The 19,400-nt window shown below is 61.7% G+C and carries 20 protein-coding genes; 9 read left to right on the top strand and 11 right to left on the bottom strand.

Annotated elements, in window-relative coordinates:
• Positions 1–56: 56 nt before the first annotated feature.
• The 7 genes from IE111_RS19935 to pcaF all read left to right on the top strand — a co-directional run bounded on the left by IE111_RS19935 (position 57) and on the right by pcaF (position 5,648).
• Positions 57–977 (top strand): branched-chain amino acid ABC transporter permease, encoded by a 921-nt coding sequence (locus IE111_RS19935; RefSeq protein WP_189612097.1) that lies wholly within the window; start codon positions 57–59, stop codon positions 975–977.
• On the top strand, positions 970–2,007 hold the full coding sequence (locus IE111_RS19930; RefSeq protein WP_189612095.1) for a branched-chain amino acid ABC transporter permease: 1,038 nt from the start codon (positions 970–972) through the stop codon (positions 2,005–2,007). Before IE111_RS19935 ends, IE111_RS19930 begins: the two co-directional genes overlap by 8 nt.
• Complete coding sequence (locus IE111_RS19925) at positions 2,000–2,752, top strand: ABC transporter ATP-binding protein (RefSeq protein WP_189612093.1); 753 nt, start codon at positions 2,000–2,002, stop codon at positions 2,750–2,752. Before IE111_RS19930 ends, IE111_RS19925 begins: the two co-directional genes overlap by 8 nt.
• Positions 2,746–3,426, top strand: a complete 681-nt coding sequence (locus IE111_RS19920) for an ABC transporter ATP-binding protein (RefSeq protein ID WP_189612091.1) — start codon at positions 2,746–2,748, stop codon at positions 3,424–3,426. The genes IE111_RS19925 and IE111_RS19920 overlap by 7 nt, the downstream gene beginning before the upstream one ends.
• A gap of 2 nt (positions 3,427–3,428) precedes the next feature.
• Positions 3,429–3,851 carry an acyl-CoA thioesterase gene (locus IE111_RS19915; protein WP_189612089.1) on the top strand — a complete coding sequence of 141 codons (423 nt, stop codon included), beginning with the start codon at positions 3,429–3,431 and terminating at the stop codon, positions 3,849–3,851.
• Positions 3,848–4,264 carry a RidA family protein gene (locus tag IE111_RS19910; RefSeq protein ID WP_189612087.1) on the top strand — a complete coding sequence of 139 codons (417 nt, stop codon included), beginning with the start codon at positions 3,848–3,850 and terminating at the stop codon, positions 4,262–4,264. The genes IE111_RS19915 and IE111_RS19910 overlap by 4 nt, the downstream gene beginning before the upstream one ends.
• 178 nt (positions 4,265–4,442) lie before the next feature.
• On the top strand, positions 4,443–5,648 hold the full coding sequence (gene pcaF, locus IE111_RS19905; RefSeq protein WP_189612278.1) for a 3-oxoadipyl-CoA thiolase: 1,206 nt from the start codon (positions 4,443–4,445) through the stop codon (positions 5,646–5,648).
• Between the two features lie 120 nt (positions 5,649–5,768).
• On the opposite strand, the gene IE111_RS19900 is transcribed toward pcaF, so the two are convergent.
• From IE111_RS19900 to IE111_RS19860, 9 genes are all read right to left on the bottom strand, one after another.
• Positions 5,769–5,945, bottom strand: a complete 177-nt coding sequence (locus IE111_RS19900; protein WP_189612085.1) for a hypothetical protein — start codon at positions 5,943–5,945, stop codon at positions 5,769–5,771.
• A gap of 157 nt (positions 5,946–6,102) precedes the next feature.
• Positions 6,103–6,864 carry a sulfite exporter TauE/SafE family protein gene (locus tag IE111_RS19895; RefSeq protein ID WP_189612083.1) on the bottom strand — a complete coding sequence of 254 codons (762 nt, stop codon included), beginning with the start codon at positions 6,862–6,864 and terminating at the stop codon, positions 6,103–6,105.
• Positions 6,865–6,961: 97 nt separating this feature from the next.
• Positions 6,962–8,308 carry an NAD(P)/FAD-dependent oxidoreductase gene (locus IE111_RS19890; RefSeq protein WP_189612082.1) on the bottom strand — a complete coding sequence of 449 codons (1,347 nt, stop codon included), beginning with the start codon at positions 8,306–8,308 and terminating at the stop codon, positions 6,962–6,964.
• A 9-nt stretch (positions 8,309–8,317) separates the two neighbouring features.
• Complete coding sequence (locus IE111_RS19885; protein WP_189612080.1) at positions 8,318–9,622, bottom strand: type II toxin-antitoxin system HipA family toxin; 1,305 nt, start codon at positions 9,620–9,622, stop codon at positions 8,318–8,320.
• Between the two features lie 3 nt (positions 9,623–9,625).
• Positions 9,626–9,874: a helix-turn-helix domain-containing protein gene (locus IE111_RS19880; RefSeq protein ID WP_189612078.1), complete on the bottom strand. Its 249-nt coding sequence runs from the start codon at positions 9,872–9,874 to the stop codon at positions 9,626–9,628.
• Positions 9,875–9,953: 79 nt separating this feature from the next.
• Positions 9,954–13,232 (bottom strand): DEAD/DEAH box helicase, encoded by a 3,279-nt coding sequence (locus IE111_RS19875; RefSeq protein ID WP_189612077.1) that lies wholly within the window; start codon positions 13,230–13,232, stop codon positions 9,954–9,956.
• 100 nt (positions 13,233–13,332) lie between these two features.
• Positions 13,333–13,797, bottom strand: a complete 465-nt coding sequence (locus IE111_RS19870; protein ID WP_189612075.1) for a DUF2269 family protein — start codon at positions 13,795–13,797, stop codon at positions 13,333–13,335.
• A 139-nt stretch (positions 13,798–13,936) separates the two neighbouring features.
• Entirely contained in the window at positions 13,937–14,608 is a 672-nt protein-coding gene (locus IE111_RS19865) for a dienelactone hydrolase family protein (RefSeq protein ID WP_189612073.1), read from the bottom strand.
• Positions 14,609–14,739: 131 nt separating this feature from the next.
• The gene (locus IE111_RS19860; protein ID WP_229805452.1) at positions 14,740–15,387 is read right to left on the bottom strand and encodes a methyltransferase family protein; all 648 of its coding nucleotides are present in this window, start codon (positions 15,385–15,387) and stop codon (positions 14,740–14,742) included.
• A 203-nt stretch (positions 15,388–15,590) separates the two neighbouring features.
• Here IE111_RS19860 and IE111_RS19855 point away from each other — a divergent pair, with 203 nt between their 5' ends.
• The gene (locus IE111_RS19855) at positions 15,591–15,989 is read left to right on the top strand and encodes a hypothetical protein (RefSeq protein WP_189612071.1); all 399 of its coding nucleotides are present in this window, start codon (positions 15,591–15,593) and stop codon (positions 15,987–15,989) included.
• Between the two features lie 62 nt (positions 15,990–16,051).
• Here the strand turns inward: IE111_RS19855 and IE111_RS19850 are convergent, their stop codons facing one another.
• Complete coding sequence (locus IE111_RS19850; RefSeq protein ID WP_189612069.1) at positions 16,052–18,109, bottom strand: hypothetical protein; 2,058 nt, start codon at positions 18,107–18,109, stop codon at positions 16,052–16,054.
• Between the two features lie 153 nt (positions 18,110–18,262).
• Here IE111_RS19850 and IE111_RS19845 point away from each other — a divergent pair, with 153 nt between their 5' ends.
• The gene (locus tag IE111_RS19845) at positions 18,263–19,045 is read left to right on the top strand and encodes a CLCA_X family protein (protein ID WP_189612067.1); all 783 of its coding nucleotides are present in this window, start codon (positions 18,263–18,265) and stop codon (positions 19,043–19,045) included.
• Between the two features lie 9 nt (positions 19,046–19,054).
• On the opposite strand, the gene IE111_RS19840 is transcribed toward IE111_RS19845, so the two are convergent.
• Positions 19,055–19,351: an SET domain-containing protein gene (locus tag IE111_RS19840; protein ID WP_189612065.1), complete on the bottom strand. Its 297-nt coding sequence runs from the start codon at positions 19,349–19,351 to the stop codon at positions 19,055–19,057.
• Between the last annotated feature and the right edge of the window lie 49 nt (positions 19,352–19,400).

The following is a 19,400-nucleotide window of genomic DNA, read 5'->3' as shown; positions in this document are numbered from 1 at the left end:
TGACTGTCGGGGCGCTCGATCGGGCGCCCCACTCACCGCTTGAATAGGATTCCCTCGTGACCCTGACTTTGCTCATCGAACAAGTGCTCAATGGCATTCAACTCGGAACCATGCTGTTCCTGATGGCCAGTGGTTTGACGTTGGTGTTCGGCGTCATGGGACTGATCAATCTGGCCCACGGTTCCTTCTACATGACCGGTGCCTTCGTGACCGCCTGGGTGACCGGCCTGACCGGCTCCTTCTGGGTCGGGTTGCTCGGCGGTGTGCTCGCGGCCGCGGCGGTGGGTGCCGTGGTGGAATGGACCGTCATTCGTCGTTTGTACCACCGTGACCACCTCGATCAGGTGCTGGCGACCTTTGCCTTGATTCTGATTTTCTCCGAAGGCACCCGCTGGATTTTCGGCTCGTCCCCGCTGTGGCTGAACGTTCCGGACTCGCTGTCCGGCTCTGTGACTTTGCCGGGCGGAGTGGAGTACCCGCTGTATCGGCTGGCAATCATAGTTATGGGCGTGGCGATCGCGATCGGGCTTTACTTATTGATCAGCCGTACCCGACTCGGGATGCGCATCCGCGCCGGTGAAAACGATCGGGAGATGATCGGGGCGCTGGGCGTCGACATCAGCACACTCTACACCCTGGTGTTCGCACTGGGCGCGGCCTTGGCCGGACTGGCCGGGTCCACCATCGGTGCCTTGCAGTCGGTCCAGGTCGGTATGGGGGAGCCGGTGCTGATTCTCGCCTTTGTGGTCATCGTTATCGGCGGCATAGGCTCGATCAAGGGTGCGCTGATCGGCGCGGTCCTGGTTGGTGTCGTCGACACCCTCGGACGCGTTCTGCTGCCCGGTTTGTTCAAGTTGTTCATGGCCCCCTCCGACGCCTCCGGTGTCGGGGCGGCACTGGCGTCGATGCTGATTTACGTATTGATGGCCGGCATTCTCGCATTCAAACCCAACGGACTCTTTGCGGCTCATGACTAGTTTAGAATCCCATATTCCATCCCGGTCGCCCTCGTTGGGTCGGCGCCCGCTCAGCCGGGAGACCGTCATCGGCTGGGGATTGATCCTCGTGCTGGTGGCCGCGGCGGTCTTCGCCCATCTGGCGGGCGAGCCGTTTTATGTCAATCTGGCGTCGCGCATCGCCATCGTCGCGCTGGCCGGTGTCGGGCTGAATCTGGCCCTGGGCTTCGGCGGCATGGTCAGCTTCGGGCATGCGGCCTTCTTCGGCATCGGCGGCTATGTGGCCGGTATCGGCGCGTTCCACGCCTTCGACCAGTCGCCGTTGTTCGGGCTGTCCGGCTTGCCCGCCGGCAGCGATCTGATGCCGGTGCTCTGGCTGAGCGCTTTGCTGGTCTGCGGCCTGGTCGCCTATGCCATCGGCGCGATTTCGCTGGGCACCTCGGGCGTGTATTTCATCATGATCACGCTCGCTTTTGCCCAGATGATCTATTACTTCGCCGTGTCCTGGCCGACGTACGGCGGCGAGGACGGCCTGCCGATCTACATCCGAAACAGCCTGCCGGGGCTGGATACCAATAATCCGCTGGTCTTTTTCACGCTGTGCATGGCCTTGCTCGGGCTGGCTCTGTTCCTGACCCAGCGCTGGATGAACGCCCGTTTCGGCGCGGCCCTGACCATGGCGCGTCTGAACGAGACACGCCTGGCGACCGCCGGGGTGGAACCCCGCCCGATTCGTCTGGCCGCCTTTGTCATCAGCGGCATGATCACCGGTGTGGCCGGTGCGCTGTTCGCCGACCTGAACGGTTTCGTCGGGCCGTCCATGCTCAGCTGGCACCGCTCCGGCGAGATCATGGTGATCGTTATTCTCGGCGGTGTCGGGCGACTGTGCGGTCCGCTGGCCGGCGCCATCCTGTTCGTGATGATGGAAACCTTGCTGGGCGGACTGACCGAGTACTGGCAACTTTTCCTGGGTGTGGTGCTGCTGGCCGTGGTGTTGTTCGCCCGAGGCGGTGTCATGGGCCTGTTGGCGGGGAGGGAACGCTATGCGTGATCCGATTCTCGCGCTGGACGGCCTGGACAAGTCGTTCGGTGCCCTGCACGCCACCCGCCAGGTCTCCCTGGATTTGAGGCCCGGTGAAATCCATGCCCTGATCGGTCCGAACGGGGCCGGCAAATCGACCCTGATCGCGCAGATCGCCGGCACGCTCAAGCCCGACCGGGGTGAAATCTATCTCGAGCGACAAGCGCTCAGTTCGCTCAGTGTGGCCGAACGGGCCCGCCTGGGGTTGGGCCGCAGTTTCCAGGTGTCGTCGCTGGCCGAACCGCTGAGCGTGCTGCGCAATGTGATGGTCGGTGTGCAGGCCGTGCAGGGCAGTTCGTACCGGTTCTGGAAGCCGATTCGTAGCGACGCCGACCTGGTCGAGCCCGCTTTGCGGGCCATCGAACAGATGGGTCTCGGCCATCGCGCCGACACGGCGGTCTCGGACCTGTCGCACGGTGAGCGCCGGCAGGTGGAGGTCGCCTGCGCGCTCGCGCTCAAGCCCAAGGCGTTGTTGCTGGATGAACCCATGGCCGGGCTGGGGCCGGAGGGCTCGGCGAAACTGACCGAACTGCTCGAAGGGCTGAAAACCCGGGTGCCGATTCTGTTGATCGAACACGATATGGACGCCGTCTTTCGTCTGGCCGACCGGATTTCCGTTCTGGTCGACGGGGAAGTGGTCGCCCACGGCGACAGCGAGGCCATCCGCAACAATCCGCACGTCCGTGAAGCCTATCTCGGGGAGGAAGCATGCTGAGCGTAGAAAGTATCGAAACCTGTTACGGGCCCTCCCAGGCTTTGTTCGGGGTGGATCTGGCGGTCGAGCCGGGTCAGTTGGTGGCGTTGATGGGCCGCAACGGCATGGGCAAGACCACCACCATCCGGTCCATCTTCGGGCTGACGCCGCCGCGCCGGGGCCGGGTTCTGCTGGACGGGCAGCCGATTCAGGGACGGGCGTCGCACCGCATCGCCCGGTTGGGGTTGGGGCTGGTCCCGGAAGGGCGGCGTTGCTTTACCAACCTGACCGTACGCGAAAATCTGCTGGCCACCGCCCAACCGGGGCACTGGACGCTGGAGCGGGTGGAGCGGTTGTTTCCCCGGCTGGCCGAACGCACGCATCAGGGCGCGCGCACGCTGTCGGGCGGCGAGCAACAGATGCTGGCCATCGGCCGGGCGCTGATGACCAATCCGCGCCTGCTGGTGCTGGATGAAGCCACCGAAGGCCTGGCACCGGTTATTCGACAGGAGATCTGGAAAGCCATCCACACCCTGAAACAGGACGGACTGTCCATTCTGCTTGTGGATAAAACCCTCAGCGAACTGCTGCCGGTCGCGGATCATTGCGTGGTGCTGGAGAAAGGCCGCACGGCCTGGACCGGACAACCGGATGAGCTGACAGATGCGCTCAAAGACCGGTATCTGGGGGTGTGATCGTGACTTACCGCACGCAACGCAAAGTCCGTTTTCAACACTGCGACCCGGCCGCCATCGTCTTCTTTCCCCGGTATTTCGAGATGATCAATTCGGTGGTCGAGGACTGGTTCGAAGACGAGGTCGGCGCCAGTTTCAATCAATTGCATATGGAGCGTCGCACCGGCGTTCCCACCGCCCGCATCGCGACCGATTTCACCGCGCCCAGCCGGTTGGGTGATCGGCTCGATTTCGAACTGACGGTGGACGCCGTCGGCGGTGCCAGCCTGACCATCACCATTACCGCGACCTGCGCGGGCGAGCTGCGTTTGCGCAGTACCTCGACCCTCGTCTACGTGGACATGAACACCGGAAAACCGATGCCCTGGCCGGAGGATTTTCGCCAGCGCTTCGAACCCGAGCACAACACAGGTAAGCCTGCATGACTTTAGAATCGATTCACCACATCCTGCATCCCAAACACTGGAAACGCGCCGCGGGTTACGCCAACGGCGTTCATGCCCGGGGCACCCCGATTTTTGTTGGCGGCCAGATCGGCTGGAACGCGGACCAGGTATTCACCACGGACGATTTTGTCGAGCAGATTCATCAGGCGTTGACCAACATTGTCACGGTATTGGCCGAGGCCGATGCCCGCCCTGAACACATCGTACGCCTGACCTGGTACGTCACGGACAAGCGGGAATACCTGAGTCGACTGAAAGAGGTGGGTGAGGCCTACCGGGCTGTGCTGGGCAAACATTTCCCCGCCATGACGATGGTTCAGGTCGCCGACCTGATCGAGGATGAGGCCAAGGTGGAAATCGAGGCAACGGCGGTCCTGCCTGACGGAGTCTGAACCCGCGCCGGTCACCGGGTAGACCTATACAGGGTCGCCGTGAACCCATCCATGGGGGCTTGACGGCCGCCGTCCAGGCGGCCGACATCCCTGTATAGGTCTACCCGGTGACCGTCGCTAGCCCACGTCGAATCAAGAACATTAAGGTGATTGATCACTCTGTTGTGGAGACCGATACATCATGACTGCTTATTTGTGCAACACCCTGCGTTCCCCCATTGGCCGTTATGGCGGTTCGTTGGCCAGCTTGCGTCCGGATGATCTGGCCGCTCAGGTTATGCGTGGTTTGCTGGAACGGCATCCGAACATCGATCCCGCTGGAATTGATGAAGTCATTCTCGGCTGCGCCAATCAGGCGGGAGAGGATAACCGCAACGTCGCGCGTATGGCCTCGCTGATCGCGGGATTGCCCGAAACGGTGCCCGGCTACACCGTGAATCGGTTGTGCGGTAGCGGTTTCGAGGCTGTGGTTCAGGCTGCGCGGATGATCAAGACGAACGAGGCGGATCTGGTGTTGGCCGGTGGCGTTGAGAGCATGACCCGGGCACCGCTCGTCATGCCCAAGGCGAACACCGCTTTTTCCCGCAACACCGAGATGTACGACACCACCATTGGCTGGCGGTTTGTTAATCCGGCGCTGTCGAAACAGTACGGTACCGAGTCGATGCCGGAGACGGCGGAGAATGTGGCGGCTGAATACGGGGTGTCGCGCGAGGATCAGGACGCTTATGCGTTGCGGTCCCAGGAACGAACCCAGGCGGCGATCAAGGCCGGTCGGTTGGCTGAAGAAATCGTGCCAGTCGAGGTACCGGTGAAGCGCGGTGAGGTTCAGTCGGTGTCGGTGGATGAGCATCCGCGAGCCGATACGACGGCCGAGCGTCTGGCCCGGTTGCCGACGCCGTTTCGTGATCCGGGTACGGTTACCGCTGGCAATGCGGCCGGCATCAATGACGGCTGTGCTCTGCTGTTGGTGGCCAGTGAGGCGGCGGTGAAACAGTACGGTCTGACGCCCATCGCGCGCATTGAGACGGCGACGTCGAGTGGGGTGGCGCCGCGTTTGATGGGCATGGGGCCGGTGCCGGCTGTGCATTCTCTCGTTGAGCGCACCGGTCAGGCGCTGGAGCGGTACGACGTCATCGAGATCAACGAAGCCTTCGCAGCTCAGGTATTGGCGGTGGCGCGGGAGTTGGGGTTGGACGATGACGATCCGCGACTCAACCCCAATGGCGGCGCGATTGCTTTGGGCCATCCGCTGGGTGCGACGGGCGCGCGGATCATTGGAACGGCGGCGTTGGAAATGAGTCGACGCGGCGGTCGATCGGCGTTGGCGAGTCTCTGTGTCGGCGTGGGGCAGGGGTTGGCCGTGCATTTGGCCGCCGTCTGAGCGTAACAGGCAGGCATAAAAAAACGCGGCCGAACAAGTCGAGCCGCGCTATAGGCAGTACACAACGATAAAGCAAGCAGGCTTGCGGGCGGCGAACCGACGAATCGGGTCGCCAAAAAATCAGGCCGAACGAGCGGTGCCTTTGCCCTTGAAGAGGTCTGCGTAGAGGTCCGACATCCAGTTCGCGAACCGCTCGGACAACTCGGTCAGGTACGCTTGGCGCAAGGCGCGTGCTTCGGCCTCGATGCTAGCCAGGTCAACCGGTTGGGTGGTGCGGGTCTCGAAAGATGCGTTCATTCTGTCCTCTTGGTCTCGGGTTGGGCGGTAGTACCGCTGTCGATACGCATAGAGTACGAACTTGACCGGTCTGTCACAAACGATGCTTTTTCACCTCATGAGTGAATTTAATTCACCTGTAACCGGTGTGTGTTCCGCTCCTCCGGCGGAGGGCGTGTCACGCCAGGATCAGGCTGCGGATCACCAGGCTCAGCCCTGTGGCCAGCAGCACGAACAGAACCACCCGCGTGAACTTCTCGGGTGACAGCGCGCGGCGCAGCCGTTGCCCCAGGGCCATGCCGATGAGCGCCGGCACCAGCAGGATGGCGGAGATCAGTGCGTCCAGCGGTGTCATCAGTCCCTGGGAACCGAGGCCGGCGGCCAGCACGATGGTGCCCGAGAACAGCAGAAAGCTGGCGGCGAAGATGAAGGTGTCCTTGCGCAGGCCGGTGGCGACCAATACCTGTAATGACGGAAACCCGTAGAAGGAGGTCAGCCCGCCGAACAGGCCGGCGACGGCGCCGCCGGTTACCATGGCCAGGGTCCGGCGTTCGGGCAGAATGACCCAGCCGCGCCACAGCTGTGCCCCGACCGAGATCACCATGACCGCGCCGAGAATCAGGGTGGTGATGCGCGAATCCAGCACGGACAGTAATTGGACCGACAGCGTCATGCCCACCAGTACTGTGGCGACCAGTGGCCAGATCTCGCGCAGCACCCGCCATTCCCGCCGGGTCTGAATCAATTGCACCGAATTGGTGGCGACGCCGGAGACCAGCACCCAGGCGATGGCCTGACTGATCGGCACGTTCAGCAGGATGGTCGCGCCCGGCACGGCGATGAAGGGCATGCCGAAGCCGGACAGCCCTTTGACCGTGCCCGAGGCCATGAAGATCAGCGCGAGCAGTGGCAGTACGGTCCAGAGGGTGTCGAGGGTCATTGCAGGTCGGCTCCAGGTGGGCGGTTGGGCGCGCCAGTATGAAGTGTCCGGAGGCGGCCCGGCCAGCACGGACGGTGCAACGCTGTGTTCATGACCATCAGAAGGCCAGACCCGGTTCGAGCCGGGTACCGTCGAAGAAGCGCTCGTAGCGGAAGGCGTTCAGGTCGTGTCCGACCGGCCGTCCCAGCACCAGATCGGCCAGTACCCGACCGAAACCGGGCCCGATGCCGAAGCCGTGGCCGCTCATGCCGGTGGCCAGAATCAGGCCGTCGAGGTCCGGCACCCGGTCGATGACCGGCAATTCGTCCGGCAGGGTGTCGATCATACCGGCCCAGGCTTTGCGGATGCCGGGGCGTTCCCGCGTCGGCCAGGTGTCGGCGAAGCGCTCCAGGGCTGTATCGAGCGTACGCCGGTTCGGCTGCGGGTTCAGTACGCGCAGCCGTTCGAACGGTGAGACATCGGTGGGTCGCCAGCGCCGGGGCGTGCCCCAGGCGTCCGGATAGCCGGCCGGCGCTTTCAGCCTCAAATGCGTGCTCTTCAGGCCACCGCGCACCTGACCGCCGAATTGGCGCAGGTGACGAAACGCGTCGGGGCCGATGAAAAAATCGTGGTGGAAGCCGTGAGCGACGGTCGCACCGCCGTCCAGACGGGTTCGAAAGGCGAGGTCGGGGTCGGCCGCGCCGCCGGTGAACGGCAGTTCCAGTGCCTCGGTCGCCATGACCGAGCCGAGTACACTGAGTTGCGGCAACCTCACGCCATGGTTGCGGACGAACAGCGAACTCCAGGCCCCGGCGGCGAGCACGACCTGTTGGCAACCGACCCGGCCATGCTCGGTAAAGACGCCGGTCACGGCGCCCGACTGCACATCCAGCGCCCGTACCGCGCAGCTTTCCCGAAGGGTTGCGCCAGCCTGTTTCGCCAGCCGCGCCAGGGCTGGCACCGCGAACCAGGGTTCGGCCCGGCCATCGCTCGGGGTATGCAGGCCGCCGGCCCAGTCGCCCCGGGCGCCCGGCAGCATCGTCATGACCTCATCCCGGCTCAATAACCGGCTGTCCACGCCCGCATCGCGGGCGTGTGGCAACCAGCGCTCAAAGGTCGCCATTTCCTCATCGTCCGCCGCCATGTAGAGAATACCGGTGGTGCGATAGCCGATGTCTTCCGACATCAGGTCGGTCAGTTCCCGCCACAGACGATGAGCCTCCACCATGATCGACAATTCCGCCGGGTGCCGACCCTGCTGGCGAACCCAGCCCCAGTTGCGCGACGACTGCTCACCGGCGATGCGACCCTTCTCGCACACCACCACACGCTGCCCCTGGCAAGCCAGGTAGTAAGCGGTCATCACACCGATGATGCCCCCGCCGATAATGACGGTGTCGCACGCCGCGGGCAGGTCGTCCCGATGTTCCAGGCGGGTCAGGTCGGTGAAGGGGAAGTCGGACATGGGAGGCTCCTATGGTTGTGAATCCATCAACTTGGTGGCCTGCCTGCGAATACCGGTCAGGATAGGGTCGCTGATATGAGCCGGAAAATCCGGGGGAAGTTGTGCTTCCACTTGCGCAAGCGCGATGTCCGTCCGCTCGGCGATATCGTGAATCATGGCTTTTGCAGACTCCGCTGAAAACCCTACCTGTTGTGCGGTACTGATGAAGTGGCGCGCTTCGATTCGCGGCCAGTCATAATGTCGGTTCTTACTCTTGACCGACATGGCCATTTTGGTTCTTTCGGGAGGGAGAGAGCCCTGTGCCATCAACGGGTAGGCGGAGAGTACGTCGTAGAGTGGCGTCATTTCGATGGCGGTGTGAGGCTTGATAAACAGGCTGAAGTTCTTGGCATGTCCGTCAATCGCGGCCATTAGCCAAAACAGGATCTGGGCTTTGAAAAACAGATTCCGATCCCGGTGAGCCTGTTGGGAACCGAGCAGGAGTTTCATGCCGGCCTCGATACCCGGACCTCCCTCGTTTTCGTATTTCAATGCCGGTGAGATCCCCAGAGCCTGGCAGAAATCCTCCTGGGGAAGCCGCATTAACCAGGAACCATCCCGGGACCAGCGGCGGTCGAAGCGTTCCACCACCAGCACGCCATTGTCGTCGAAGCGGGCTAATTCAGCGTTGGCCACGGGCATGCCGAATGCAGCCAGTATACGAAGGCACAGCCATTCGTTCTCGTTACTTTCTCGCAGGTCGATGTTGCGCTGATCCAGAAGTCCAATGGGTAATTTGAAAATGTGGCTCGTCGGTGTGCTGCCAACCGGGCGTTGCCATCGATTTTGGTGCCACAGCAAGGCGGTTTTTTCCTGGGCGCCCGCCAGGGAAATTCGGAAGTCCGTGTCCCGGTTCATACCCAAAGGGTCTTCCTGATAGCGGCTCAGAATCCGCCCTATGTCGTGGTCGTCCAAAGGATCGGCCGTAATGGTCCGGACATCGGGGATGTCCATGAATTCAGGGTATAATTGGATGGCACCGATGCAATCCCGACCGATTCGTGAAAGCAGGTCGAATGGGTGCCTGGTGGGCGCTTCGAACCGGACCTGCATGCGGGCGCGAATCGCATCCGCATCGGGAAGTAGGTTGTCGAAGAAGTTGAATACCGAAGATCCGATGTGAGGGGATTTCTTTAACGGCAGGGATAGAGAAATGGCCCTTGCGCCATCCATTTGAAGCCATTCCGGCAGATACTGGAATCTCAATGACCCGTCGGCGCCTTGGGTCAACACACCGACTTGAATGCCGTTAAGGGCAACGATCAAATTGGCCACGCCTCACCACTCCTCCGACCAACCCGTACCTTGAGTCCCTCGATCACGCTCGACAACCTGCAGCTCCAATTCCAGGGCCGCCAGTATCTTGAATAGGGTGTCAATCCGGCTGCTGTCCGGTCGGGTCTCGAATCTGGACACCGTATCCTGTTTGATGCCAACCAGCTTGGCGGTTGCTTCCTGACTCAACTGTCGCGAGGTTCTCGCATTTTTCAGAGCCTGGGCCAACATGTCCGGTGTTGTAATTTTCATGGCTACCCCCTGGAGCGGATAAGTTCGAGATTATACCCTATAGCGGGTAAGGTCAATTTTACCCCTTGTTGCGGGTAAGCTACGCCTCGAACAACCCCAGCAAGGCCTCTTTCTCCAGTCGTGCCCCATCCCCGCCGCCGGACAGCAGCCGGTCGGCCATGGCTTTCTTGTGATGCTGCATCGCCAGGATTCGATCCTCGACGGTGTTCTCGGCGACCAGTTTGTAGACGAAGACGGGTTTGTCCTGCCCGATGCGGTAGGCGCGGTCGGTGGCCTGGGCTTCGGCCTGGGGGTTCCACCAGGGGTCGAAGTGGATGACGGTGTCGGCGGCGGTGAGGTTGAGGCCGACGCCGCCGGCCTTGAGGCTGATCAGGAACACCGGGGCGTCGCCGTCCTGAAAGGCGGCGATGGCTTCGTCGCGTTTGCGCGTCTGGCCGGTCAGGGTGCTGTAGCCGATGCCGGCGTCGTCCAGAGAGCGGCCGATGCGGGTTAGCATCGAAGAGAAGGATGAGAACACCAGCACCTTGCGACCTTCCTCGACCATTTCGGCCAGGGTGGGGATCAGCCAGTCCAGCTTCGCGGCCTCGGTGACCTTCTTGGCGGCGTCGATCTTGACCAGGCTCGGGTCGCAGCAGGCCTGGCGGAGCTTGAGCAGGGCGTCGAGGATCTCGATCTGGCTGCTGGCCAGACCTTTTTGTTCCAGCAGGTCCTTGACCCGCTTCTCCATGGTCGCGCGGATGCTGTCGTACAGCGCCCGCTGCGGGCTTTCGAGGGCCACGGTCTGGGTGATTTCCGTCTTGGCGGGCAGCTCGCGCGCGACGATGTCCTTGGTGCGGCGCAGCAGAAAGGGCGATAACCGGGTGATCAGAGCATTGAAGCGGTCCGGGTCGCGCTGGCGCTCGATCGGTTTGCGGTAGTGCTCGTTGAAGTGTTGCCAACTGCCGAGAAAGCCGGGCATCAGAAACCGCATCAGGGCCCAGATATCACCCAGATGGTTTTCCAGCGGCGTACCGGTCAGGCATATCCGATGGCTGGCTTTCAAGCTGTAGATGGCCTTGGCCATCTTGGTGCGCGGGTTCTTGATCGCCTGGGCTTCATCGAGAATGACGAAGGACCAGGTCTGTTCGTTCAGCAGCGCTTCGTCGCGCCAGGCCAGGGCGTAACTGGTGATCACCAGGTCGGCGTCGGCCCAGGCGGTGGCCGTCTGGGCCCGGTCGTTGCCGTGGTGGACGAGGCACCGCAGGTTCGGCGTGAACCGCGCCGCCTCCGAACGCCAGTTGCCGAGCAGGCTGGTCGGGGCGATGATCAGGGCCGGTCGGTCGAGGCGGCTGGCGTCTTTTTCCAGCAGCAGGTGGGCCAGCGTCTGAATGGTTTTGCCCAGGCCCATGTCGTCGGCCAGGATACCGCCGAACCCGAATTCACGCAGGAACTGCAGCCAGTTCAGACCCAGTTGCTGGTAAGGGCGGAGCTCAGCCCGGAGCCCGCTCGGGGGCGGCACCGGTTCGATGCGTTCGAGTTGGGTCAGGCGGCGGGCCTTCTCTCGCGCCGCGTCGCCGCCGGTGAACAAGCCGTGTTGATCCAGGTTGGCCAGGTGGCCGACATCGGTCGGGGGCAGGCGCAGGGTATCGCCGGGGACGGCATCGCGGTTCAGCAGGTCGGTCAGGGCATCGAGCACCGGCTGGACGCTGGCACGGTCGATTTGGGCGAATTGATTATCGTCGAGTTCGACCAGGAGTTGATCGTCTTCACCGCGCAGCGGGTTGTCGAACCAGGCGATCAGCGCCGGCACCAGGGGAATGCGTTGCCCCTTGTATTCCAGATAGAGATCCAGATCCAGATCGCCATTATCGTGTTCGAGAATCTCGCCCCGCCAATCGTCGATCAGTTCGACACCGGTGTCCCAGTCGTCCAGAAAGGTCACTTGCCAGCCCAGCTCACGCAGTCGGGGCAGGTGGCTTTCGATGAACAAGTGCCAGTACAGGGGTTCGGGTCGATCATCCTCCCAATCGTCCTGAAAAAACTCCCCGGATAGTACTTCGTCCTCCATGAGACCCGCTTCGATCAGTTCCTCGATCCACTCCTCCTCGGTGTCGACATCCCGCACCAGGCTGTAGGATTGGCCGCCTTCCTCGAAGCGAACGACGTCCCTGCTCTGGCTGTCGAGCCAGTCGAGCAGGTACTCGTGCCCGTCGTAACAAAACTGAACGATGATGCGGGGGCGTTCCCGATCGCCGAAGTCGCCCCCGGCGAGCCAATCGGTTGTCAGACCCCGGGCACGCAATAAATCGGCCGTGCCATGGCGCGTCAGCAGCAAGCGCCCATATTCCAGGCGGTCGAGCCGGATGCTGTCACCCACCTTGGGAACCGGCAGTCGCTCCTTGAACCGACCGGACAGACGTTCGAAGGTCTCCTCGGCTTGCGATTCGGGGATTGTCGGGGCGTGCAACAGGATCTGCAATTCGCTGGCCGAAAAGGGGGTGTCGATGGGGCCGGTCTCAAATGGGGCCGACGCCAGATACCAGGGAGGATCGGTCGGCAGTACCAGGGATTCTTCCGCATCTTCCAGCGCCAGAGCGAGTGTCCAGCCGCCATCGGAGTGTTCCAGCCACTCGGTCGTCAATGAGCGTTCCCGACCCGGCTGCACTGGCTGGGCGCGATTGTTGTCGATCATTACACGCCCGGTCTTCAGGGCTTCCCGCAACCAGAACACCCCTTCGGGGCCGGCTACGGTGGCGGTGGGCACTCCCTGGTGATAGACCTCGGGCAGGGCATTCAGTAACGGCAAAGCGATGTCGTCAGCCTCGTCCCGCGCGAGGCGGTTGGACCATTGGGGCAGTTGGTGCAAACCCAGTCGGGTTCCCTTGGCCCATTGCTGCTTTTTCAGCCAGCGCGCCCGGCGCAACTCGACCAGCACGTGCTGGCCGGTGGGTACCAGGCAATACAGTGGGTATTCCGGATCGGGAGCCGGCGTGGCATTCGGCCCTCGGGCCGCCTCCAGCCTGGCCAGCCAGGAGGCGATTTCCAGATCGGCGCGGTTGGCGTGAACCGGACGACCCAGATCCACACCTTCGTCAATCAAAGTCCACAGCAGGGCGACGGCATGCTTGCAATCGCTGCCCACCGGGCAGGAGCAGTAGCCATCAACGTTGAGAATCTGCCGGCTATCCACTTGAACCAGAGCCGTGGTCTGGTAGTGGGAGGCGGACTGCCCGGAGACCGTGCCGCGCACGACATACGCATCGTCTTCCTGAAAACGGTGCTTGACCGTGGCGCAGCCGCCGAAATAGTAGGCGCGTCCGCGTTGCAGTGTGACGTCGGAAAAATAAGGCAGCAGATCGAGTTCGGTCAGCGTAGGCATCGGGTGACGAGGGGGCGACGGTCGAATATGAGGCCGGAATGATGCATCAAGCCCCGTCCCGTCTCAATGCGGATAAGGTGAAACCTCCAACCAGAGCGGGTTACATCGGCTTCGCCAGCATCATAAACAGTATCCACAGACTGACCAGGGTGGCTCCCAGTCCGATGGGCGTGGCCCGACGCATGACCTGCCAGTAGCGCGGGTCCGGTTCGTGTTGGCCGTTGTCGAAGGCGTCGACAGCTAACCGTTCCAATCGACGTTCCTCGGCATACCCCAGAATAAACGCCAACAGCAGCAGGCCGTAGAGGCCCAGTGACCATTGAAGCCAGGCCATGTCGAACGACCAGCGACTCAGTGTCATAGCCAGACCGGTCAGCAGCAACAGGGTCAGTGATGGACCGAGCAGAATGCGATTCAGCGCCGTTACGCCCGTCGAGATCGCGGCCATATGATGGCTTTGCCGGGTGCCGTTGGTGTGAAACCGCAGGATGCCGTTGCACAGGGTGGTTCCCAGCATGATCACAGCGGACAGGAGGTGACAGTATTTCAGCAAGAGATAAGTCATTGGCGGGTACTTTTATTATCGACCAAGTGGACTATTTAAGGTCGATACGGCGTTGGCGTCAAGTGCCAGTCTAAAGTTGCCTCAATAAACGTGAATCAATGCGCTTAGCTGGGCGCACGTTCCTGAAGCCAAGGGCTGTTCACCCTCGGCTGTTGTCCTCAATAAACGCCATCGTCCGCTTCCAGGCGAGCGCGGCCGATTCGGGCTCGTAGGAACCGCGCAAATCGCAATTGAAACCGTGACCGGCCGGGTAGGTGTAGATCGGCAGTTCGGGTTGTTTTTGACGCACGATGTCCACCTTGTCCATCGGGATGGCGGCGTCTTCTTCGCCGAAGTGCAGGATGGTCGGGCACCGGGGCGTTTCATCGGCCCAGTCCGGAATGCGTCCGCCGTAGTAGCCGACCGCACAGGCGATGTTCTCCGATCGGGCGGCGAACTTAAAAGCGAGGGAGCCGCCCAGACAAAAGCCAATGATGCTGACCGGGCCCTGCGGTTTCAGGTGAGCGACGGTGGCGTCGATGTCGTCGAGCGATCGCGCCAGGTCCACTCTCAGTACCAGGTCTCGTCCACGTTTGACGTCCTCGGGCTCGTAACCCGCCTCGTAGTCCCGCTCAACCCGGTCGAACAGCGCCGGGGCGGCGGCGACATAGCCTTCGCCAGCCAGTCGGTCGCAGACCGTGCGGATGTGTTTGTTCACACCGAAGATCTCCTGCAGCACGACGATGGCTCCTTTGGGCGTGCCTTCGGGTTCGGCGAGGTAGGCTTTGAAGCGGTGTTGGTCCGAAGCGCTGAGTTCAATCCAATTCGACATCCCGGTTCTCCTGGTTAAGAGTGATTGATGCGACTGTAAGCCCATCGTTTAAGCTGAGGTCAGGGTAGTCCGTTGCCGGCCGAATCGACAAGCAGGCCGCCTGATCGTTGCTGGAACTCAGCGTTGCAGGCTCACAACCAACGCGGAACGCGGTGGCGGTATTCCTCATAGGCCGAGCCGTGCAACCGGTTCAGGGCACTTTCCTCGGCCCGGGCCTGGCGGAGGATCACCCCCGCGCCAACCACCAGACACACCAGGGAAAACAGGCTGGGCAAGGCCAGGAAAAAGCCGAATTGTCCGATCAGGATGGCCAGGAAAATGGGGTTGCGGCTGCGGCCGTAAGGCCCGTCGGTGATCAGCGACGGTGGATGGTCCTGATCGATGCCGGAGCGCCAGTCGGCGTTCAGGTAGCCTTGAACGTAGCTGATGAGGGCGAAGGCGATGAGCTGCAGGGCGACGCCGATCAGCAGGATGCCGGGTTGATACAGCGGCTCGATCATGCCCAGCCAGCCGTCGATGGGAAACGGGATGCGCGCCAGACACACCCCCAGTATGGCCGCCCGAAACAGGTTGAAACTTTGCCGGTGCCACCAGGTGGCCGAGCCCGGTTCGCCATAGTGGATGTGGCTGTACCCGCATCGTTGTGACAGACCCAGGCTGCGGCAGCCATACAGCAGGCCAATCATCAGGAAGAAGAGTCCCAGGAAGTGGCGGGTGAACAGCTCGATGGGCATCAATGCAAGGTCTCGGATGGATTCAAACAGTGTCCATCTCAGCACGGACGTTTCGCGATGACAAGCCGATCCCGCCGGGATTGAATCAAAAGCGGACACGAATGACACATTCGTTTTGGCATTTTCTCCGGGCGGATTTATAGTGGCCCTTGCCGCGACGAAGGACAGTCGGCAAGGCACCATCGCCTCGCCAGTTCGCGCAGCGTCGACTCAACAGCCTCAGTCAAATCGAGAAAAGGGATTGATCCATGCAGCCGATTCCCCGTGAACAACTGCCGTTCAACGAGAATCTTGAAGTTGTGATCCAGGGGCCGGATTTCTTCCAGCTCACCTTACCGGTGGCCTTCCTGTGGACGTCAAACGAGGGCGTCTGCTTTGTGGAAGCCGGTTACTATCAGAACAAGCGCCGTCCGTCGGCTCAGTGCGCACTGGGCGCGGTCGAGATCGAGGCGGACAGTGTCTCGGTGCTGGCTCGCGATGGCTCCCATTATCGCTTTTGCCGACCGTCGAACTGGGTGGTGAGTACGGTGTTGCGGCAGTGGCGGGACTGGCGTCAAAGCCAGGGGCTGACGCTGGAGATGGAGCGCCAGCGGCTCTGGGCCCAGTTGAAACAATCCATGCAGCCGTTGCAGGTTGATCGGGCTTGAGTCAAACGCTGTCGCGGGTGTGAATCAATCCCTCCGGGCGCCCGGCCCGGAGGGAAGACGCGTTAATCGATCGCGCCGTAGCTGTTGATGTCGCTGGAATTCCCCTTGCTGTCAGTCGCTGTGCCGCCTAGGCGGTAGTATCCGTTGCCCGGTACATCCAGCGTCAGCAAACCATCCTCATCGGCGAAGTAGTCTTCCTCGGTCAGCTCTTGAGTCACGCTGTCTCTGACCGTGCCGTCTTCATCGATGAGTTGCAGCGTCATGCTGACGGGCCAATCTCCTTCGTAGTCCCAGGCGTAGCCCCAGACGTCGACAGTGCCGCTGTCGAGGCTGTAGTAGGTTTCGCCATCGTCGCCAACCGTAGTGTCCCCAATGTTGGAGCTCCAGTAGAACCAGGCATAGGCGATCGGGCCCTGGTTTTCGATGGTGATGGTGTCCAGTTGGACCACTTCGCCGTTATCGGACTGTTCGTCCTCGCCCAGGCTGGCGTCGACATTGGCGCTCTTGAAGCTCTGATAGTAGGTCTGGCTACCGTAGGCGTAGACGGTGTAATCCATGTTGCAGACCGCGTTCAGGCTGAACTCGCCGCTGGCATTGGTTTGCCCGTATCCGTAATGCCAGTCCTGATCGCCATAGCCATATGCGTAAACCAGTACATCCTTGAGCGGACCGGTTTCATCGTTTACCTGGCCCCGGATCAGGCATTTGTCCCGGCGCTCCACGGTTACCGTCTGACGGGTGGCGCAGTCTTCGCTCAAGGTCACGGCACTGGAAACATAAGCGGCGCTGTTGAAACCCCAATACCGAATTTGTGCGCTACGGTCGTCACTGCCGTCGATTAACGTGGTATTCAGTGTGACTTCTCCGCTGTCGTTGGTGTAACCGTAGGTATCGGAGAAGCTGCGGCCATCGTCGTCCTTCAGGAAAATCGAGGTGCCACTCAACGGTGCACCATCCTGATCCTCGATGCGCACCTTGGCGCACAGCTGGACCGGTTGTTCGAATGTCAGCGGGTAGTCCAGGTTCCACCATTTCCGGTTGAAGTCTTCGTTGCTGACTTCGATTTCCAGGTAATAGGTGACGCTTCCGCAATCGAAAATTTCCCGGTCACTGGGGACCGGGGTGCCACCGTCTTCGTAGACGGTGCCGGTGCCCAGCAAATCCCACAGGCCACTGTTCGGGTTGTAGGTGTACACCGGAATCTGGAAGCCGGACTTGGTGTCGTCGGAATCGCCCAGGTTTTCCATGGCGGAACAGCTGCCTTCGGGAATGTACCGGGAGATGATCGTGGGTTCGGTTTCAGCACGGGACATCAAGCCATTGGCGCGGGCCTGCTGAACCGCCTTGCCCAGGGACTCTCCGTCCTGTGTGGTGATCTCGTTGAACTGGAACGCGACCGAGAGCAGTTCGTTGCCGTCGCTGTCGGCGTATTCGCCGGGGAAGGATTCGGATTCTTCCGCATCGTTCGGGTCGAAGCTGGCCATGCGGCCCTGCAGTTCAGTGGTGTCCTGGGGCACGGAGCTGGCGGGAATATCGATCACCAGGACATCGGTGGCATTGGCGGCGCGGGCCGCGAGCAGGTTGGAGGCGCCACCGACCAGGGAGCGCTGGCCTCGACCGTCCTCGACCAGAGCGAAGGTGAAGCTGTTGCGTGTGCGGCCACTGCGCAGAACATAGCCGCTGCTTTCCACCGTGACCTGCGCCTCGGCCGCTTCGACAATCCGGCCGAGCACCTGGATGTCGCGCGGTGCATCGAACTCGACTTTCCGGTTGAAACCGGCGTAGCCGTCTTTGTCCATGCTGACGACCAGATAGCCGCCGGCCTTGTCCATGTCGATTTCAGACTCGTAGATCCAGCTGTCGCTTTGGCTGAGGTAGCTGGCAACGGTGGTTTCGCTGTCTATCAGAGTGTCGTCGCCATCGTAACTGAGGATTTTAACGCTGATGGGATCCTCGTCGGAGGCCCCGCCTTCCTGACTGACCGAACCGGACAGTCGTTGTTGGGAGGACGTGGCGGAACCGGAGTCGTCACCATCATTGTCGTCGCTGCCACCGCCGGCACAGGCGGTGAGTAAGGCGGTTAACAGGGTTAATACACAGGGGAGGAGCCAAGGCTTCATGGGCAAGGTCCTTTTGCGGATTGTGACTGGATGAATGGGGTATCGAACCAGTGGTCGTGGGCAATGCCGTGTTGAATCCGATAAAATCGAACCGACCATGGTGCGATTTTCACTAGCGGCCTCAAACTAGCCGCACATCAGAGTTCTGTCAATATGCGAGATCCCTACCACCGCCAGGGGCGCGACCATCGCGGCGGCGCCCCGGTGGGCTTCGCCGATGTGCGCCGGCGCTTCGGTTTTCGGTCCATCCGCATCGGGCGCTGGGTTACCGCCGCCGAGCGGGATGCTTCCTGCCTGCGTTTCTACGATGCGCTCTGTGATCTGATGGATATCCTCAAGGTACCGGAATCGGTAATCTCGTTGCGCGGCACCCTGTCGCTGGAGTATGGCACCGGCGGTCAGCCCGGGGTGTCGGCCCATTACACCTTACCTTCTCGCGCTTTCGCCCTGGCCAAGAACGCCGGTCCCGGCAGCATTGCGCACGAGTGGTTTCACGCGTTCGATCATTACATGGTCGACAAGGCCGCCCGGGGCGCGCCACCGAACTGGTTCGCGTCCAAGGCCTGGCTGAGCGATCAGCCGCCGGTGCGGCATCCGTTGAACGATCTGTTGTTCGGCTGTTTCAGCGCCATACTGCTGAGTGCGGACGGCCAGTCTCCGAGCGACCTTTTTCAGCGTTCGGCCCGGATCGACCGGGCGCAACAGTCGCTCTATTTCAGCTTGCCGGAAGAAGTCTGTGCCCGGGCATTCGAAGCGTTCGTTCAGGATGCCAGTGTCAAGAACCGGTTTCTGGTCAAGGGCACGCTCAAATCGGACGAAGCGAAAATCGGGCTTTATCCGGAGGGAGCGCACCGGTTGCAGGTCAATGAGGCGTTCGAACGGTATTTCGCCGCGCTGGGTCAGGCTGTGGTTCGACAGGCCGCTGCCAGTCGCTGAGGGGCGTTTTCACTCCCAGTCATCTCCGTAGTGGTGCAACAGTTCTTCTTCCGGGGCGATATCGCGCAAGGCTACGACGGACAGATCGTCATAGTAAGCGACGTTCGGTCGGGTGCCGTGGTTGATGTATTTCAACTCGCAGGTTACATCCACCGGCCCGGTTTCGAGCCAGAGGGTATAGTCATTCTCGGTTTTCGTGGGGCGGGTCTGGCAGTGACCGATCAGGGTGCCGGCCTTGATGCGGCGGGTGGCGAACAGCCCCCGGCCATGGATTTCGCTGGTGGCGACCTGGACAGTTTTCTTCATTGGATGAGTCACTACTCTGTGCGCTTGTATTCAGGCGCAGTCTATCATT

Source organism: Saccharospirillum salsuginis, from assembly GCF_014651855.1.
Lineage (GTDB): Bacteria > Pseudomonadota > Gammaproteobacteria > Pseudomonadales > Natronospirillaceae > Saccharospirillum > Saccharospirillum salsuginis.
The sequence above is the reverse complement of the archived record's forward strand: the minus strand, read 5'-3'. Positions and strand labels throughout refer to the sequence as shown.

Excerpts from the sequence above, each read along its gene's own strand:
- IE111_RS19930 (WP_189612095.1), top strand. The coding sequence starts at position 970 with ATGACTAGTTTAGAATCCCATATTCCATCCCGGTCGCCCTCGTTGGGT.
- IE111_RS19925 (WP_189612093.1), top strand. The coding sequence starts at position 2,000 with ATGCGTGATCCGATTCTCGCGCTGGACGGCCTGGACAAGTCGTTCGGT.
- IE111_RS19920 (WP_189612091.1), top strand. The coding sequence starts at position 2,746 with ATGCTGAGCGTAGAAAGTATCGAAACCTGTTACGGGCCCTCCCAGGCT.
- IE111_RS19910 (WP_189612087.1), top strand. The coding sequence starts at position 3,848 with ATGACTTTAGAATCGATTCACCACATCCTGCATCCCAAACACTGGAAA.
- IE111_RS19900 (WP_189612085.1), bottom strand. The coding sequence starts at position 5,945 with ATGAACGCATCTTTCGAGACCCGCACCACCCAACCGGTTGACCTGGCT.
- IE111_RS19895 (WP_189612083.1), bottom strand. The coding sequence starts at position 6,864 with ATGACCCTCGACACCCTCTGGACCGTACTGCCACTGCTCGCGCTGATC.
- IE111_RS19890 (WP_189612082.1), bottom strand. The coding sequence starts at position 8,308 with ATGTCCGACTTCCCCTTCACCGACCTGACCCGCCTGGAACATCGGGAC.
- IE111_RS19880 (WP_189612078.1), bottom strand. The coding sequence starts at position 9,874 with ATGAAAATTACAACACCGGACATGTTGGCCCAGGCTCTGAAAAATGCG.
- IE111_RS19875 (WP_189612077.1), bottom strand. The coding sequence starts at position 13,232 with ATGCCTACGCTGACCGAACTCGATCTGCTGCCTTATTTTTCCGACGTC.
- IE111_RS19870 (WP_189612075.1), bottom strand. The coding sequence starts at position 13,797 with ATGACTTATCTCTTGCTGAAATACTGTCACCTCCTGTCCGCTGTGATC.
- IE111_RS19865 (WP_189612073.1), bottom strand. The coding sequence starts at position 14,608 with ATGTCGAATTGGATTGAACTCAGCGCTTCGGACCAACACCGCTTCAAA.
- IE111_RS19855 (WP_189612071.1), top strand. The coding sequence starts at position 15,591 with ATGCAGCCGATTCCCCGTGAACAACTGCCGTTCAACGAGAATCTTGAA.
- IE111_RS19850 (WP_189612069.1), bottom strand. The coding sequence starts at position 18,109 with ATGAAGCCTTGGCTCCTCCCCTGTGTATTAACCCTGTTAACCGCCTTA.
- IE111_RS19845 (WP_189612067.1), top strand. The coding sequence starts at position 18,263 with ATGCGAGATCCCTACCACCGCCAGGGGCGCGACCATCGCGGCGGCGCC.
- IE111_RS19840 (WP_189612065.1), bottom strand. The coding sequence starts at position 19,351 with ATGAAGAAAACTGTCCAGGTCGCCACCAGCGAAATCCATGGCCGGGGG.